The 16,791-nt window shown below is 35.2% G+C and carries 11 protein-coding genes; 7 read left to right on the plus strand and 4 right to left on the minus strand.

What is annotated here, in order from left to right:
- A partial coding sequence (locus ACIQ0D_RS01700) for a TonB-dependent receptor plug domain-containing protein (RefSeq protein WP_395802486.1) occupies positions 1-951 on the minus strand: 951 nt, incomplete at its 3' end.
- 316 nt (positions 952-1,267) lie between these two features.
- Positions 1,268-2,293, minus strand: a complete 1,026-nt coding sequence (locus ACIQ0D_RS01705; protein ID WP_395802488.1) for a LacI family DNA-binding transcriptional regulator — start codon at positions 2,291-2,293, stop codon at positions 1,268-1,270.
- 189 nt (positions 2,294-2,482) lie between these two features.
- Between ACIQ0D_RS01705 and ACIQ0D_RS01710 the strand changes: the two genes are divergently transcribed.
- The 7 genes from ACIQ0D_RS01710 to ACIQ0D_RS01740 all read left to right on the plus strand — a co-directional run bounded on the left by ACIQ0D_RS01710 (position 2,483) and on the right by ACIQ0D_RS01740 (position 13,214).
- The gene (locus tag ACIQ0D_RS01710; protein WP_395802490.1) at positions 2,483-3,829 is read left to right on the plus strand and encodes a Gfo/Idh/MocA family protein; all 1,347 of its coding nucleotides are present in this window, start codon (positions 2,483-2,485) and stop codon (positions 3,827-3,829) included.
- 442 nt (positions 3,830-4,271) lie between these two features.
- A complete protein-coding gene (locus ACIQ0D_RS01715; protein WP_395802492.1) occupies positions 4,272-7,271 on the plus strand; it encodes a SusC/RagA family TonB-linked outer membrane protein in 3,000 nt (999 codons plus the stop codon).
- 55 nt (positions 7,272-7,326) lie between these two features.
- Entirely contained in the window at positions 7,327-8,814 is a 1,488-nt protein-coding gene (locus ACIQ0D_RS01720; RefSeq protein WP_395802494.1) for a RagB/SusD family nutrient uptake outer membrane protein, read from the plus strand.
- Positions 8,815-8,870: 56 nt separating this feature from the next.
- The gene (locus ACIQ0D_RS01725) at positions 8,871-9,413 is read left to right on the plus strand and encodes a discoidin domain-containing protein (protein ID WP_395802496.1); all 543 of its coding nucleotides are present in this window, start codon (positions 8,871-8,873) and stop codon (positions 9,411-9,413) included.
- Positions 9,414-9,504: 91 nt separating this feature from the next.
- Positions 9,505-11,085 (plus strand): discoidin domain-containing protein, encoded by a 1,581-nt coding sequence (locus tag ACIQ0D_RS01730; protein ID WP_395802498.1) that lies wholly within the window; start codon positions 9,505-9,507, stop codon positions 11,083-11,085.
- A gap of 19 nt (positions 11,086-11,104) precedes the next feature.
- Positions 11,105-12,385, plus strand: a complete 1,281-nt coding sequence (locus ACIQ0D_RS01735; protein ID WP_395802500.1) for a DUF3472 domain-containing protein — start codon at positions 11,105-11,107, stop codon at positions 12,383-12,385.
- An 82-nt stretch (positions 12,386-12,467) separates the two neighbouring features.
- Entirely contained in the window at positions 12,468-13,214 is a 747-nt protein-coding gene (locus tag ACIQ0D_RS01740; protein ID WP_395802502.1) for an NIPSNAP family protein, read from the plus strand.
- Positions 13,215-13,274: 60 nt separating this feature from the next.
- Here ACIQ0D_RS01740 and ACIQ0D_RS01745 read toward each other — a convergent pair whose 3' ends face one another.
- Together ACIQ0D_RS01745 and ACIQ0D_RS01750 are read right to left on the minus strand one after the other, a co-directional pair.
- Entirely contained in the window at positions 13,275-15,572 is a 2,298-nt protein-coding gene (locus ACIQ0D_RS01745) for a glycosyl hydrolase family 95 catalytic domain-containing protein (protein ID WP_395802504.1), read from the minus strand.
- A gap of 53 nt (positions 15,573-15,625) precedes the next feature.
- A complete protein-coding gene (locus tag ACIQ0D_RS01750) occupies positions 15,626-16,735 on the minus strand; it encodes an exo-alpha-sialidase (RefSeq protein WP_395802506.1) in 1,110 nt (369 codons plus the stop codon).
- Between the last annotated feature and the right edge of the window lie 56 nt (positions 16,736-16,791).

Here is a 16,791-nt window from a genome sequence, read left to right on the forward strand (position 1 = left end):
AGCTGCTTTCAAAACTGTTTGAAACCAGGTATTTGGTAGCGGATAACGTTCTCTATCAGTTGCGTTAATCCAGGTAGTAATACTTGCATCCGTATAACGTGGTACAATTGGGATTCCTGAATTTACATAGGCTAATTGTTGATAGCGCATAAATGGCTCTAAATCCATATTTTCTGGATTGTTGGTTGATTCTTGAATAGCATAAAAACCATTATATGCAATTTGTGTTTTACCAGACTGACCTCTCTTAGTCGTAACTAAAATAACACCATTCGCAGCTCTAGATCCATAAATTGCAGTAGAAGATGCATCTTTTAAAACAGAAATTGTTTCTACATCTTCAGGGTTAATATTGAATAGCGTTTGTTCAACTCCATCGATAATAATCAAAGGAGAACTATTTGCAGAGCTATTTCCAGAGAAAGTGGTGATACCCCTTACTCTTAGGGTAGCTGAACTTCTACCTGGTTCACCACCTCTATCTAATACAGTAAGTCCCGGAGCCTGGCCCTGAAGTGCTTGCTGTAAATTAGAAACAGGTCTGCGAACTAAGTCTGCGCCCTTAATTTGAGAAACGGCACTTGTTAAACTCAATTTACTTTGTGTACCATAACCTACAACAACCACATCATCTAAAGTGTTTGAAGCTTCGAAAAGAAGGACACTTAATTCGGCTGTACTATTTTCTACAGTAATTGTTTCTGTTTCATAGCCTAAGAAACTGATCAGTAATTGATCACCTACTTTCGCAGTGATGTTAAATTGGCCACCATTACTGGTTTGGGTAGCATTTTTTGTGCCTTTTACCGTTACGGTTGCACCGTCGATTTTTTGGCTAGTTGTGCCCGATTTTACTGTTCCTCGAATGGTAGTTTGAGCAAACAATTGGGTGCTGAAGATTCCGATTGATAATATCAAAGTAAGAATCAGCTTTGTTGTTTTGGTAATCATTTTCCGAAATTTGATTATAATTAAAAGAGTGAACAAAATTATTTTTCAATGAATAATTAATTCATTTTTCGGTTAAACATAAAAGCTTTATTTCGTATATCAAAATACAAACTAATTAAATTTATCTAAAAAGCAAAAAATACTTATTTTTTAGTGTTTATTACTGCTTTTTGGCTTTCTTTTATAATTTCTATAATTAGGGGTAAATATTATTAATTTATTAAAACATTTGTTATCAGTAATTTTAATATATAAAAAAATAATGTAATCACATATGATCATCAATTATTCTAAAAATATTGTGGTTTGGATTTAATTATTTAGAATTCTCAATCAGGTTAGATTCTATTATAACTTTATAAAAGGCTTCATTTTCGGAACTTTCATCATCTTTTTGTTTTAATATATTGAGGAGAATTTCGGTTGCTTTTTGTCCTTGTTTATAAGGATACTGCTCTACGGAAGCCACTGGAACGTGATGCATATATTGTATGAGGGGTAAGTTTGAGTAACTTACAAAAACGATTTCCTCTGATAAGTTCATATTATTATGACGCAAATAATTAATTGCATATAATGCTACGTAGTCGTTAAAAGTTACCACTGCCGTTACTTTCCTCTTATTTTTGAGAATTTTATCCATTGCCAATTCAACATCTTTTTTAGTTAAATCACAATTAATTACTAATGAAGGATCAAATTTGAGTCTGCTTTTAAGTAGGGCGTTTATATATCCATCGCGACGTTCAGTACTTGCATACATCTTTACAGGGCCATTTATTAGTCCAATTGCACGGTGTCCTTTTTTTATTAAATAATTTAATGCCTGAATGGTACCAGTTTCCATATTACATGCTACATAATGGATATTTTTTAAAGTAGGAATACGGTCGAAGAATACTACTGGGATATTATATCTTTTTAATAGTTCAAAATGTTCATAGTTGCTTGTATTTTTTGCCACTGAGATTAATAGACCATCAACACGGTGGTTTTTCATTTTTTCGACCAGTTGCTTTTCTCTTTCTTCATCATCATGAGATTGAGCTAACAATACGGTATAACTTTGTTCGTATGCAATATCTTCAATGGCATTGACGGCGGTTGAGAAAAAATCTTCTGCAAGTTCTGGAAGAATTACGCCTATAGTTTTTGTTTTACCCTGTTGTAGAAAAACGGCTGTTTGGTTTGGTTCATAATGCAATTTGGCTGCCAAATCTTTAACTTTTTTTCTGGTTGCTAAACCAATACTTCTATGATCATGTAGCGCTCTTGAAATAGTAGAAACAGATAAATTCAGCAAACGAGCTATTTCTTTAATTGTTGGGGGTTTGGATTGCATGTTTAAATATAAAAAACTAAAATAACTATTATAAATAAAATTTATAGCTCTTAAATTGTCAAATCAAACGTTTGTGTATATTTTTAATATACAAAGTTGTATTGAAGGTGAAATATATAATTACTTTCATAAACTAGAATAAATTAAATGCTTATCAGAAGAGTAGAAAATATATAACTAAATAAACGTATGAATAGAAAAGATTTTCTTAAAACTGGAGCCATTGCTGCTGCGGGATTTACAATATTGCCTTCAGGCACTCTATTTGCTAAATCTGGAACTAAGGTTAGGTTAGGATTTATTGGAGTTGGGGCTCGAGGTATGAGTCATATCTCAGAAGCAATTTTAAGAGACGATACAGAAATTATTGCCATTTGTGATATTCAGGAGCGTTCTTTAAATATTTGTAGAACCGAAATTGCTAAATCGGGTAGACCAGCTGCAAAAGAATATACAGGCGGATTAGATGCTTACAAGCGCCTTTTAGAACGTAATGATATTGATGCAGTAATTATTGCCACACCTTGGCAATATCATCATATTCAAGCAGTAGATTCAATGCTTGCCGGCAAACATGTTGGTTGCGAAGTAATTGCAGGTTTGAGTGTTAAAGAGCATTGGGATGTAGTTAACACTTCTGAGAAAACGGGTATGCATTATAGCACACTTGAAAATGTATGCTATAGAAGAGACGTGATGGCTGTTTTAAATATGGTTCGTCAGGGCGTGTTTGGTGAGATGCTTCATGCGGAAGGGGGATATCAACATGACCTTAGAAATGTTCTTTTCAATAATGGAAAGCAAATTTATGGAGGTGGAGTAGAGTTTGGCCCCAATGCCTTGAGTGAAGCACAATGGCGAACACAATTTAATGTTGATCAGGATGGCGATTTATATCCTACGCATGGTGCGGGACCGGTGATGCAATATTTTGACATCAATCGTGGGAACCGTTTCACAAATCTAGTTTCTTTCAGCTCAAAGGCTAGAGGATTGGCAGCTTATGTAGAAAAGGAATCTCCAGGACATCCCAATGCAAAAATTAACTATAAGAATGGGGATATTACCCAAACAATGATGAATTGTGCTAATGGCGAGACAGTTATGCTTACTCATGATACTCATTTACCAAGACCTTATTCATTGGGCTTTAGAGTCCAAGGAACCAAAGGTTTATGGATGGATGTAAATAAATCTATTCATGTTGAAGGGGTAAGCAAGGCTCATGCTTGGGATGAGGCTAAAATTTGGCTAGAGAAATACGATCATCCACTTTGGAAAAAATACGAAAAAGAAGCATTAGGTGCTGGTCATGGTGGCATGGATTGGTTTGTATTCAATGGATTTATTGAGGCAATAAAACAGAAGAAAACTCCACCAATTGATGTTTACGACTCTGTTACAATGAGTGTTATATTACCGCTTTCAACAAAATCATTGGAGGAAGGAAATAAGCCTCAGGAGTTTCCTGATTTTACAAGAGGTAAATGGAAGTCGCGTAAAAACGTGTTTGCTTTAGATGATAGCGGATTATAACAGCAAGCCTAAACTTTAAATCATCAAGGCCCTTGTAAACGCAAGGGCTTTTTTTTTCATTTTTCAAACGTTGCAAACGTTTGCGTAAACAATTAATAAAGCAGGCTTGATTTAAGCTTTATTTTAAACTTAATGGAGCTTTATTTAAAAGAAAAATATTTATTTATTGAGTAGAGACTATAATGATTAAATTTTCGATTTTTTAATATTTTGAAATAAAGCTCAAACTACTTTAAAGCTTATAATTGGCTATTTTTTCGAAATGATTATTTTTGACATACAATCATTGATTGATTTTGTTTTATGGAAATTGAATTAAATCAAACGTTTGTGTAATAATAAAGTAAAAAAAATTCTTTGTCTTGTTTTAACTAATAGTAGCTTCATGTTATTGATTTACCAATAGGGTATTGGTTATCTTAATTAACTAAACAGACAAATTATGACGAAGATTTACACAAAAAATGTCTTTGAAAGTACTTTTACAAGCAAAATTCTTTCTTCAGTAAGAATGCTTGGAGTATTTAAACTGGTTCTGCTACTATCATTGCTATTTTTGAATAGCGCTGATGTGTTTGCACAAGCTAGCCGACAAATTACTGGAACGGTTAGAGACGAATCAAAAGAAACCTTAATTGGGGTTTCGATTAAAATCAAAAACAGCAATGTTGGTACAACAACAGATCTTGATGGAAAGTTCAAGATAATGGCATCCTCAACAGATGTACTTCAGATAACCTATATCGGTTATGAAACCATTGAAAGAGTGGTTGGTAATTCTAACCAGATTGACATTACCATGAAATCTAGCGCGACTGGATTGGGCGAAGTAGTTGTGGTAGGTTATTCATCTAAAAAGCTAGAACAGATTTCCAGCTCGGTTTCTGTGGTGAGTGGTGAAAAATTAAGAGATGTTACTTCGAACGAAGTTTCCAGCTTATTACAAGGTAAGGCTGCCGGTGTATTAGTATCAACAGGTTCTGGTTCACCAACTTCAGGTTCAACCATTGTAATTAGAGGTGCTGGTAGTATCAATGCTAGTACTAGTCCGCTAATTGTAGTTGATGGAAATATTGGTGGTACATACAATCCTACGGATATTGAAACCATTACTATTTTGAAAGATGCTGCCGCTACAGGTTTGTACGGTTCAAGAGCTGCCAATGGGGTAATTATTATTACTACTAAGACTGGAAAAGCTGGAACTACTGTAATGGATTTCAATACTAGTGTTGGTTTAAGTAATCCTAATACTGGTAATTTTAAACTCATGAATACAGCTGAGCTTTATGATTATCAATCAAAGTTTTATTCTGGTTTAACTCCTGAGCGTAAAAACAATGATACTGACTGGTGGGATTTAGCTTTCCGTCAAGGCATGGTAAATAGTCATCAACTGTCTGCTTCTGGAGGTAGTGAAAAAACGCAGTTTTATGTTTCTGGGAACTATTATAAAGAAGAAGGAACTCAAATTGTAGACAGTAAAACTGGATATAACTTCCGTTCTAATTTAACTCAGAAACTTTCTGATAAATTAAAATTGGGTGTTTTATTGAATGGTATTTTTAATAAAGACACGTATAATCCGACGGGTACATTATATAATGCCTATGTAAATTTACCTTTCGATGCGGCTTATGATGCAACTGGAAGTCCGATTGATCCAAGATTTGGAACTTGGTATGGAAGAGATCGCGATAACTTTTTGCACACACTCCAATATAATACATCAGGTGCAAGAAGCTTTAACGTAAATGCGGATATTAACCTTGATTATAATATCACTAAAAATTTAACTTTCTCAACAAATAACAGAGGAAGATTGAATAACTATAGATCAGATAGTTTTAATGATAAAAGATCTAAAGGTGGTGCTACCAATAATGGTACAGCTTCTGCATCAGCTAGTTATTCTAACTCTTTCTTAACATCAAATCGTTTAAGATATTCAAACACTTTTGGTAATCATAGTGTTGGAGTATTGGCCGTTGCTGAAGTTGAAGAGGGTTACAATGATAATTTTTCTGCCAATGTTAAAAATCTACCAGCTGGTAGAGATGCATTTAGTACTGCAACTGATATTGTTACCAACCCTTCTGGTGGTAGAGACGGATATCAATTCAGTAAATATTTAGGTCAAGTAGACTATGGATTTAGAGAGAAATACTTTGCTGTAGCATCTTATGTAAATGAATATTCTTCAAGATTCGGTACAAATAATCCAAGAGGTAATTTCTATCAGTTAGGTGCTTCATGGATTGTGAGTAAGGAAAGCTTTATGGAAAATATAAAGCCAATTACTTTCTTGAAAGTTCGTGGTAGCTACGGTACTACAGGTAATGCTGAGGGTATTGGATATTACGCTGCCTTAGGATTATATTCTATCTCTTCTGGTGCTAGTTATGCAGGTTTGCCTGGAGCAGCGCCAAGTCAGAAAGCTAATCCAGATTTAACATGGGAAAAGTCGAAATCTGCAAACATTGGTTTTGAATTAGGATTATTTAATCGAATTGATTTAAACGTTGATTTATATCAAAAAGAAGCAGCTTCATTATTGTTTTTCAGACCTCTTCCAGCAACTTCTGGTTATAGTGGTGTTTTTGAAAATGTTGGAAATGTTCGTAACCGCGGTCTAGAATTGAGTTTAACTAGTAGAAACCTAGTGAAAACCTTAAAGTGGGAAACTAATTTTAACATTGCGTTTAACCGTAACAAGGTTTTGGAAGTTAATGCTGGTCGTACCGAAGTTAGTACAGGAGCTAGACAACCAATTGCTGTGGGTCGCGATATGGATGAGTGGTTTATGCCAGTTTGGTCGGGTGTGAATCCAACAACTGGAGCACCATTATGGGAGAATAGAGTTAAAGATGCAGGTGGCAAAGAATATTTGACTTATACCAGTAATTATAACTCGGCTACTAGACAGTATGTTGGACAATCATCTGCTCCAAAGTTTGCGGGTGGTATAGCCAATAACTTTGAGTACAAAAGCTTTAGCTTGAATACCTTCTTCAATTTTGTTTATGGAAACAAAGTGTATAATGATAGCCGCTTTTTCTTTGATAGCGATGGATTGTACGAAAGTTATAACCAAATGAATTTGGCTGAAGGTTGGAATCGTTGGGAAAAACCAGGTGATTTAGCTACGCATCCAAAACCAATTCATGGTAGAGCAGATAACTCAAATGCAACCTCAACTAGATTTTTGGAGGATGGTAGTTATATTCGTTTGAGAAACGTAACTTTAGGTTACGATTTGCCAAAGCAAATATTAGGTAGAGCTAAAATTTCTAGAGCGAGATTATTCGTAAGTGGAGATAATCTTTGGACTCTAACCAAGTTCTCAGGAACAGATCCTGAAGTAGTTTTAGGAGATGGTGTTTCCTCTATTAAATATCCTATTAGTAAGAAAGTTGTGTTTGGTTTCAACATGAGCTTCTAATTTAAATAGATGAATAAATACAAGATTTTTCAATCAAACAATTAATTATAATCTGATGAAAATAAAACATGTAACAACAGCTCTTATGGCAGGAATGATTGTCCTGGCCAATGTAGCCTGTGAAAAATCATTTGAACCATCAACAGCAATTGATGAGAGTTCTGCACTAAGTAGTCCTGCCGATATAGAAACAGCAACCATAGGTACTTATGCTCTTTTTAAAGATGCAGCTTATGTTAGAAGTGGCTATTTTTTTACTGAATATCCTTCTGATGCAATTGCCCAAGGGCAAAACTCGTCGGATGATTTAAGTAATATTTATAAATACACACCGATTAAAACATCTAGTCACGCAGCTAGTTTTTGGGCTAGTGCATACCGTTCTGTTGGTGCTGCAAACCGTGTTATCGAGGCAATTCCAGATGCTGCAGGAGCTGATGCTAAGCAGTTGAAAGGAGAAAACCTATATATCAGAGCCATGCTTCACTTTAATTTGGTTCGAATTTTTGGTAGACCTTACCCTCAAAGTCCGGAAGTTAATTTAGGTGTGCCTATTTTAAAAGATGGTTTAACTGATGATGAGAAATTAGTATTACCTAGAAGTACTGTTAAGCAGGTTTACGATTTCGTGATTGCTGATTTATTAAAGGCAGCTGATTTCATGACTCAAAATAAGAGTAATTCTTTTGCATCAAAGCAAGTTGCTGAAGCTCTTTTAGCGCGTGTTTATCTGTACTCAGGCGATAATGCTAATGCAATAGTATATGCAAATAAGGTTATTAATTCTGGTCGTTATAGTTTATTAACTACTTCAGAATTACCAAATTACTTCAGAAGTAGTCCTGATGCTAATAAGGAAACTATTTTCTGTATCAGACACATTAAAACTGAAGATAGAGGTTATAGCGCTATTGGTTCTATGTATTTTAGCGGTGATGCAAGTGGTAATCCATTAAATCAAGCAGCTAGTGGTTGGGGAGAATTATATGCTTCAAAGAAAATTTACGATACCTATATGCTAAATCCACAGGATGTAAGATTGAAATTCTTGAGTCCTTTGGTAGAGAATGGTGTAGTTAAAGTAAATAATAAGATTACGCCAAATGTACCGATGTATTATATCAATAAATATAATCTTCAGGAAGGTATTGTAAACTTGAGTTCTCCAGTATACCTAAGATTAGCAGAGATGTTCTTAATTAGAGCGGAAGCAAATGCTAAGACTCCAGGAAATGACCAGGTAGCACTTGATGATGTAAATCGTATTCGTACAAGAGCGGGTATTCCTACACTTACGCTTGCTGGACTTACTACTGCGGGTAAAACAGTTCTTGATGCGGTTCTTGATGAGCGTGCTTTAGAATTAGCATTTGAAGGTCACCGTGCTTACGATTTGTTCCGTAACAACAGACCTGTTGTTAGAAACTATCCAGGTACTGGAACTTCAACAAATCAAACGGTTGATCCAGGAGATAGCAAAGTAGTGGCATTTATTCCACAAAATGAGATCGACAAAAACCCTAAGCTTGTTCAAAATCCATAATATTTATCTTGGTCTGTATTGAAATTTTCAATACAGACCTTTAAATAAAGAAAAAAATGAAAAAAATAACTTACATGATACTAGCCTTTGCTTTGTTAGCAATTTCGGCTTGTGATAAGAATGATGCAGTATTATTTAAAGATGAGTCAACTGCAATTACCGCTGATAAAAAAGCATGGACAATAACTGCTTCTAGTTTTTCTACTTCAGAAGGTACAAATGGATCACCTCAAAGATTATTAGATGGAGATAGATTAACGTATTGGCATACAGATTATTCTGTCGTAACCCCTTATCCTCACTGGGTATTAATTGATATGAAAGTTGCTCTTAAGATGATTTCGGTTGGTGTTACTAATCGTTATGCAGCAACTCCAAATGCAGTTGGTATGAAGAAATTCAAACTTGAAGCTAGTAATGATGGAACAACCTTTACTTCCCTTGGCGAGTTTAATTTCGCTATTTCAAATGATCTTCAGAATTTTCCAGTGTCATCTACTACAGCATATCGCTATTTAAAACTTACTGCTTTAGAAACCCAAAGAGTGGGCACGAATCACACGTTCTTGTCTGAAATTGATGTTTTTGCAGTTAAATAATTTTTATTTTTGATTAACCTAAAAGCCCAAATTTTAACTATTTGGGCTTTTTTTATTTTTTTAAATTTTGAGAAATATTTATTCTGTTTTTTTGTTTCTACTGGTCGTTTGTTTAAATTTTGCATGTAAAAAGGATTTAAAACAGCCTGATGCTAAGCCTGCCGAGCCCATTAAACCAATCACTTATACGAGCAATCAAGCCCGTAATCTAAATGTTGTATATTTTGTCCCTGCTGATTTAAGTCCCTATGCAGATTATGAGCGTAGAATTAGTGAAATTATGCTTGCAGGGCAAAAATACTTTGCCGAACAGATGAATTGGAATGGATATGGTTCAAAAACCTTTGGTTTATTAAAAGATGATGCAAATGCTCGTGTAAAAATTATAACCATCAAAGGAAAGCTAAGTCGTGAAAATTATAAAGCAGAAACACATAATAACGCTCTTCAAGAAATAAACGCTTATTTTTCGGCTAATCCATCAGAGAAATCGAGCGATCATACACTGATTATTTTACCAGCTTTATATTTAAATGCTAATTCCACCCTTCCAATGGATGGTGTTAATCCTTATTTTGGAATTGGGAAAAGTTGTTATGTCTTGGATTACCCAAATTTTGATTATAAGTATTTTGGAACAGATACATATGAATTTACCAAATGGTATGGTGGTTTGTTTCATGAGCTTGGTCACGCTTTAAATTTGCCACATAATCATGCTAAAAAAAGTGAAATGTCAGTAAAAGGCACGGCCTTAATGGGAGCAGGTAATTATACTTTAGGTAAAACGCCAACCTTTTTAACTGCCGCTGATTGTGCTGTATTAGATGTAAATCAGGTATTTAATGCAGACACTAAAGCATATTATGCTCAGGTAAATGCCGGAATTACATCAATTGAGGCTAGCTATAATTCCAGTACATCTGCTATCAATGTTAGCGGTAAATTTTCAAGTGAAGTACCAGTAAAACAAATACTGTATTATAATGATCCTGAGACAATTGCCGATGGTGGTACAGGTGCTAATAAAGATTATAATGCGATCACTTGGACATCCAAACCAATTGGATCAAATGAATTTAAAATAGACTTTCTCCTTTCGGATTTTATTGAAAAAACAGATGGCCTTAAATATGAATTAAGAGTAAAGTTAGTTCATGAAAATGGCCATGTAACACAAACAAGCTATAATTACTTGTTTAATGCGGGTATTCCTATTCTTGATTTTAGTACTAAACCCGAAATTAATAAGCAAGGATGGAAAATAAGTTCTTTTAGCTCTGAAGAGTCATCAGGGGAAGGGACGATTAACGGAAGAGCGAATACCTTAATTGATGGGAATGGATCTACCTATTGGCATTCTAAGTGGACCGGATCATCAACTAGCTATCCGCATGATTTTGTTGTTGATATGGGAGTTACAAATACCGTTAAGGGTTTTACCTTAATTCAAAGAAGTGGTCTTTCACGTGCAATTAAGGATTTTGAATTATTATCAAGTGTTGATGGTGTTTCTTTTGTTTCTATAAAGAACTTTACAGCAGCCAATACTAATGGTAACCAGTATTTCACTTTTGACACGTCACGTACCTTTCGTTATTTTAAAGTAGTTTCTAAATCTGCATGGGATGGTCAAGCTTTTGCAGCTATTGCTGAAGTTGGTATGTTTTAATTTTTAAAAATAATTTCAAATGAATAAAAGACAATTATTATTCTCGTTCTTGGTGTTTGTTAGCTTAAGTGTTTCTGCACAAACATTTAAAGCAATTATTCCTTTAGGTGGTAATGCCTATGTAGGCTCTGGAGCTAAAATAAAGGATAAGGGACTCGTTGAATGGACTGATGTACAGGCAATTACTAATATTTATTTCAGGGCATCTGTTCCTCAAATTTTAAATATTTCTTTGCGTTTAAGAGTCCCAGAAGGTGAAAGTTTTATTAGAGTTAAATCGGGCTCTAAGATATTTGATAAAGGAATTTCAAATTCCACATTTGATACAGTTTCAATAGGAAAAATTGAAGTTAAAACTGCTGGTCACGTACAAATTGATATTCAAGGGTTAAAAAAGACTCATTCTCAATTTGCCGAAATTTCAGATTTGATTATTAGTGGTGAGAAAGTAGATCAAGATTTGGTTTACGTTAAAAATGGAAGTTCTTTTCATTTTGGACGTAGAGGGCCATCAGTTCATTTACGATATGATATTCCGCCAAGCATTAAAAATGATGTGAAATGGTTTTATAATGAAATTAAAGTTCCTGTTAAAAATGATATAATTGGGTCTTATTATATGGCTAATGGCTTTGGAGAGGGTTATTTTGGCATGCAGGTAAACTCACCAACTGAAAGAAGAATATTGTTTTCTGTTTGGAGCCCCTTTGTTACCGATGATCCTAAAAGTATTCCTGATAGCATGAAAATTGTCTTGTTAAAAAAGGGTGCAACAGTAAAAACAGGTGAATTTGGGAATGAAGGTTCCGGTGGACAAAGCTATATGGTTTTCCCATGGAAGATTGAACAAAGTTATGCCTTTTTATTGGGTGTAAAGCCTGATTTTAAAGATAAAACTACTGAGTATACGGCATATTTTAAAGATCCAGTTCAAAATAAATGGTTTTTGATTGCAAGTTTTAAAAGACCTCAAAAAGCTACTAATTTGACTAATCTTTATTCATTTCTTGAGAATTTTGCAACTACCACTGGTAATGTTACTCGTATGGGATATTTTCAAAATCAATGGATAATGGATAGTACAGGCACTTGGCATGAACTTACAAGCGCTAAATTTACTGCCGATGCAACAGCTAGAGGTAATTTCAGAAAAGATTATGCAGGAGGTTTTATGGGGAATAAATTTTTCATGAAGAATGCTGGTTTTTTCAATCAGTTTACCTCTATGGATCAGATATTTAAGCGTGAGGCGATGGGTGTAAAGCCAGAAATTGATTTTGATGAATTAGAGAAAATGTAAGGCTGTAAATAGCTTTATCTTTTTTATTCCCAATAAATTCAATTTTTTAACTAAATTTCTTTCTCATTAAGAAAAACCTAAAATGAAAAAATACCTATTAATTTTATTCCTTTTTCTAAGTCAATTAGGCTTTGCAAATGTAGCAGATGATCGCTATTATGAATTAAGAGTTTATTATTGCAATCCTGGGAAATTGGATGCTTTAATTACCAGATTTAGAGACCATGCGGTGCCATTATTTAAAAAACATGGCATAGATGGATTAGGATATTGGGTACCCACTAAAAACTCCGATAATTCATTTTATTATTTAATGTCTTACCCCAATAAAGAGGCTAGAGACGCATCTTGGAAAGCTTTTGCAGCTGATCCAGAATGGAAAGAAGCCGCTAGGAAGTCGGAGGAGAATGGAAAATTGGTGGCTAAAGCTGAAACGTATTTCTTAAAAACCACAGACTATAGTCCTAAGTTTAAAGCTTCAAAAGCTGGTGAACAAAACACTTTTGAGATGCGCGTTTACACCGCAAAGCCAGAAAAATTGCCAAATCTTGAAGCTCGTTTTAGAGACCATACCATGAATATATTTAAGAATAATGGGATGAAAAATATTATCTATTTCACTACCATAGAGACTGATCCTTCCGTTCAACCTAAATTACTTTACTTCCTCTCTCACAAAAATGAAGCCTCAGCCAAATTATCTTGGCTCAACTTCCGTAAAGACCCAGAATGGATTAAAGCAAGTACCGAATCTGAATTGAATGGCAAACTAGTAGAAAAAGTAGATGCGGTTTATATGCAAGGGATGGATTTTTCGCAGTTAAAATAAAAATCATCAGTAAATTGTAATTTGAAAGGTAGAAGGAATTAATCCCTCTACCTTTATTTTTTATACCCCCCAAAACTCCACCGCGCTATTCTCCTTAAACTCGATCTCAATTAATCCATCACCTAAATCCTTCACCTTTAATTTCGAGGTATTTTTGTATTCATATTTCCCCCAATTAGCTTTTATTTTAAGATTTCCACCTTTTTCGGACTGAATTTTTAAGCTTTTTAATTTTCCATTTTCCTTTTCAGCACTTACTAAAAAAGCTCCTTCTGCACGTAAAGTTTGGAATGAAACATTATCCCAGCTAGCTGGAATAGCAGGAAAAATCTCCAGAAAACCTGCATGTGATTGCATTAACATTTCTTGTAATCCTGAGGCAAAAGCAAAATTTCCTTCCAAGGTAAATGGTCTGTAATGAGCATCCGAATAGCCAGATTTTGTCTGGTCGCCATTTACGTGGAAGCTATTGCTTGAGCAAAATGCTTTTGCAAAAATGGTTAGAGCCTTTGCCGCACCTTCTCCATCTTTTGCTCTTGCTTTCAAATTTCCCAACCATGAATAGGAATATCCCACCCAGCCTTTTGGCCCTATGTTATCTAAAAGCTTGATACTAGATTGAATGATTTCTTTAGATGTTTCCGAGTCTTCCCACTTGACTAATCCCAAAGGGTGAATAGCCATCATGTGCGAAAAATGACGATGTGAAGAGGAATATGGAAAGTCGGGCGTAACCATTAATTCTTTCTTTTCGGAAAGTGCTAATTCAGGCAATTGAGCGTACATTTCTTGCCAATGTTTGGCATCTTCCTTTAAATTTAGCTCATTGGCTAGCTCTGCAGCGACCTTAAAATTGTATTGCATTAATGATAAATCGTAATTGCTAGTTTTGGTGAACCAGGCGCTGATGTCATTATCGTTAATTTCTGGGCTAGAGCTGATCACGAGTTTCCTTTTGCCTGTTTCTGCATCTAAAACAGAAATTTGTTCTAAAAATTGGGCTGTCGATTTTATCCAAGGATAGGCCTTTTCTTTTAGAAATTTCTTATCCATACTATAACGCCATTGTAAATAGTAGTGCTGTGAAATCCATGCCGAAACGGTTGGAGAAAGTGAGTATTGGATCCAACCCCCCATTTCAGTTCCATCCAATGTGGTTACACCAGGTACTGCAATTCCCTCTTTCCCAAAAAATTGCTTGGTATAGCGTTTATAATTCTCCTTATTCGTTTCAAAGTGATTCAGGTAACCCATTGCCTCATCCAAATGGTTTGCGCTGTAGGATGGCCAATAACTGAGCTGGGTGTTTAAATCATGATGAAAATCTCCTTTCCAAGGTGGTATGCGGCCATTATCTGCCGACCAAACAGCTTGTAGCGAAATTGGTGGCGTATTTTCTCGAGCGCTTGAGCCAAATTTATATTGCTCCATTTCCCATTGATGCTGTAATATTGGGTCTGGCACCTGTAAATTGGATTTAGCCCAAAACTTGGACCACCAATCTAAATGTCTTTTTTTATGCTGTTCAAACCCCGATTTAAGCATTTCATCTAAAGATTTTTGATCAAGATTGCTGTTAAATGCATCCGGATTACTTCGTATGGTCCAAATGCCTTCAATTGTTTTTGAATCTACTTTTTTCCAGGAAACAATCACTTCATAGGAGAATTCACCCCAGCCCTTTTGCTTATAAATTAGGGTATTATTTCCTTTACTTAGCGTACCTTGTTCATAACCCAAGCGTCCTAAATCATCGCCTCCAACTGGATCACCACTATTTTTTACTGCATTTTGGTACGTTGGTGGAATTAATTCAACATCGAAATCAGAACTCAAATTTTCAAACTTGAACCATCCTAATGGTTTTTCGGCATGCACAAAGGAGCTTAAGCGAGTACCATTTTTCCAGCTAATTTCTGAAATGGCTTCATCAAGGTTTAAATGTGCATCTGCAAGTTCAAGTCCTTTTAAGAATTTAAATTCAAGTGCAGCTCCCGGAATTTTAGTAGGCGCTGGCTCCCGATCATAAGGGTGGTCAAAATACTGTTGTACAGGTTTATAATCGTTTTTAAGTCTTTGATTCACAACCCATTGATAACTAAATTCATCACGGTGAAGCCCTTTCATCGGCCTGCTATCCCAAAGATCAGCGCGATCTAAAGCAAAGCGTAAAACATCGTTCTTTTCCCAAATAAGTGTCCCAAGCATCCCATTTCCTTGTGGTATGGCTTCATCCCACTGTTTTGGCAAAGGATTAAATTGCTGTGTTTTTGTTTGTGCCGATGCGAAACTAGGTATCAATAAACAAATAATAGGTACTAGGATTGAAATTCTTGTTAGGAGGTTTTTTGTACTCATTGCTTTGAAATATTAATCTATGTTATTTATGAGCTTTAATTTTAAAAGCCAAATTATTTAAAGTCTTTGAAATCTAATTCCTGAAAAACGATACCCTCATTAGCTGACTTTATTCCTGCTTCATAAAAACAAGCAAGATTTGAATTAGGGAGTACTACTAAGTTCGAGTAAGCGGCTGGCCCTTCATGAAGCACATTTTTCAGATTCCATGTTTTACCCTTATCATAAGAAATTCTAACGGTCATATTGCTTCTAGAATTACTACTTGCCGGATTGGAGAAGGCTAAAAAGGGTTTTCTACCTTTCTTATCATACCATATCATGCTTGCCTGACAAATAGGTTCAATGAGTGTTAAATCTGGTTTTAGTGCCGACCAGGTTTCACCACCATCTTTGCTGCGTGATGTTTGCCTAACTCGTAGTGAATTATAATTCCGCATATTAAGTAAGAGCTCACCTGATGGTAGTTCCACTACTGTGCATTCATTTACTTGATCTGTTGGAGTGCGGCCTCCGAGTTTCCATGTAAATCCGCCATCATCAGAGTGGATGCTGTGTGAATAGTATTTCTTTGTTCCCGCCTCAATATGATCGCTAGGAATAACTAGGCGGCCATTATATTTTTTAGAAGTCAATTGTATCCCATTTACCGGCCCGGTGGCATACCAAGTCCAGTTAGGTTTTTTAACATCTGTTGTAATTTCTTTAGGTTTCGACCAGCTTTTCCCATCATCAGATGAGTTCAAAACAAAAATTCTGCGGGTATCTACACTTTTCCCATCAATAATCATTTGCTCACTATCGCTACCAAGGTTCCATGTTGAAAGTAAAACAATACGACCCGTTTTATGATCAACTACAGGAGCAGGGTTTCCGCAAGTATTATCGGCATCATCCCAAACAATCATCATTTCCGACCAGCTTAAGCCATTATCCGTTGATCTTTTAAGCACTAAATCAATATCTCCTTTATCGCTCGCACCATTTTTTCTTGCTTCCGCGAAAGCTAATAAAGTACCATTATTAGTGTTTACTATTGCTGGAATTCGGAAGGATTTATAGCCATTTTCGCCACTCTTGTAAATAAAATTTAGCCCTTGAGCTTGAATCTCATTATTTAAAAAAAGGATACAGATCATGCAAAAGGACAGAATACTTTTCATTGATAATATTTTAAAACAATTTAGGTGAGTATTATTTCAATTTGGAAATTATTTAT

The sequence above is a fragment of the Daejeonella sp. genome (assembly GCF_044342615.1).
Classification (GTDB): Bacteria; Bacteroidota; Bacteroidia; order Sphingobacteriales; family Sphingobacteriaceae; genus Daejeonella.

Coding starts and splice junctions, on each gene's coding strand:
- ACIQ0D_RS01705 (WP_395802488.1), bottom strand. CDS start 2,293: ATGCAATCCAAACCCCCAACAATTAAAGAAATAGCTCGTTTGCTGAAT.
- ACIQ0D_RS01710 (WP_395802490.1), top strand. CDS start 2,483: ATGAATAGAAAAGATTTTCTTAAAACTGGAGCCATTGCTGCTGCGGGA.
- ACIQ0D_RS01715 (WP_395802492.1), top strand. CDS start 4,272: ATGACGAAGATTTACACAAAAAATGTCTTTGAAAGTACTTTTACAAGC.
- ACIQ0D_RS01720 (WP_395802494.1), top strand. CDS start 7,327: ATGAAAATAAAACATGTAACAACAGCTCTTATGGCAGGAATGATTGTC.
- ACIQ0D_RS01725 (WP_395802496.1), top strand. CDS start 8,871: ATGAAAAAAATAACTTACATGATACTAGCCTTTGCTTTGTTAGCAATT.
- ACIQ0D_RS01735 (WP_395802500.1), top strand. CDS start 11,105: ATGAATAAAAGACAATTATTATTCTCGTTCTTGGTGTTTGTTAGCTTA.
- ACIQ0D_RS01740 (WP_395802502.1), top strand. CDS start 12,468: ATGAAAAAATACCTATTAATTTTATTCCTTTTTCTAAGTCAATTAGGC.
- ACIQ0D_RS01745 (WP_395802504.1), bottom strand. CDS start 15,572: ATGAGTACAAAAAACCTCCTAACAAGAATTTCAATCCTAGTACCTATT.
- ACIQ0D_RS01750 (WP_395802506.1), bottom strand. CDS start 16,735: ATGAAAAGTATTCTGTCCTTTTGCATGATCTGTATCCTTTTTTTAAAT.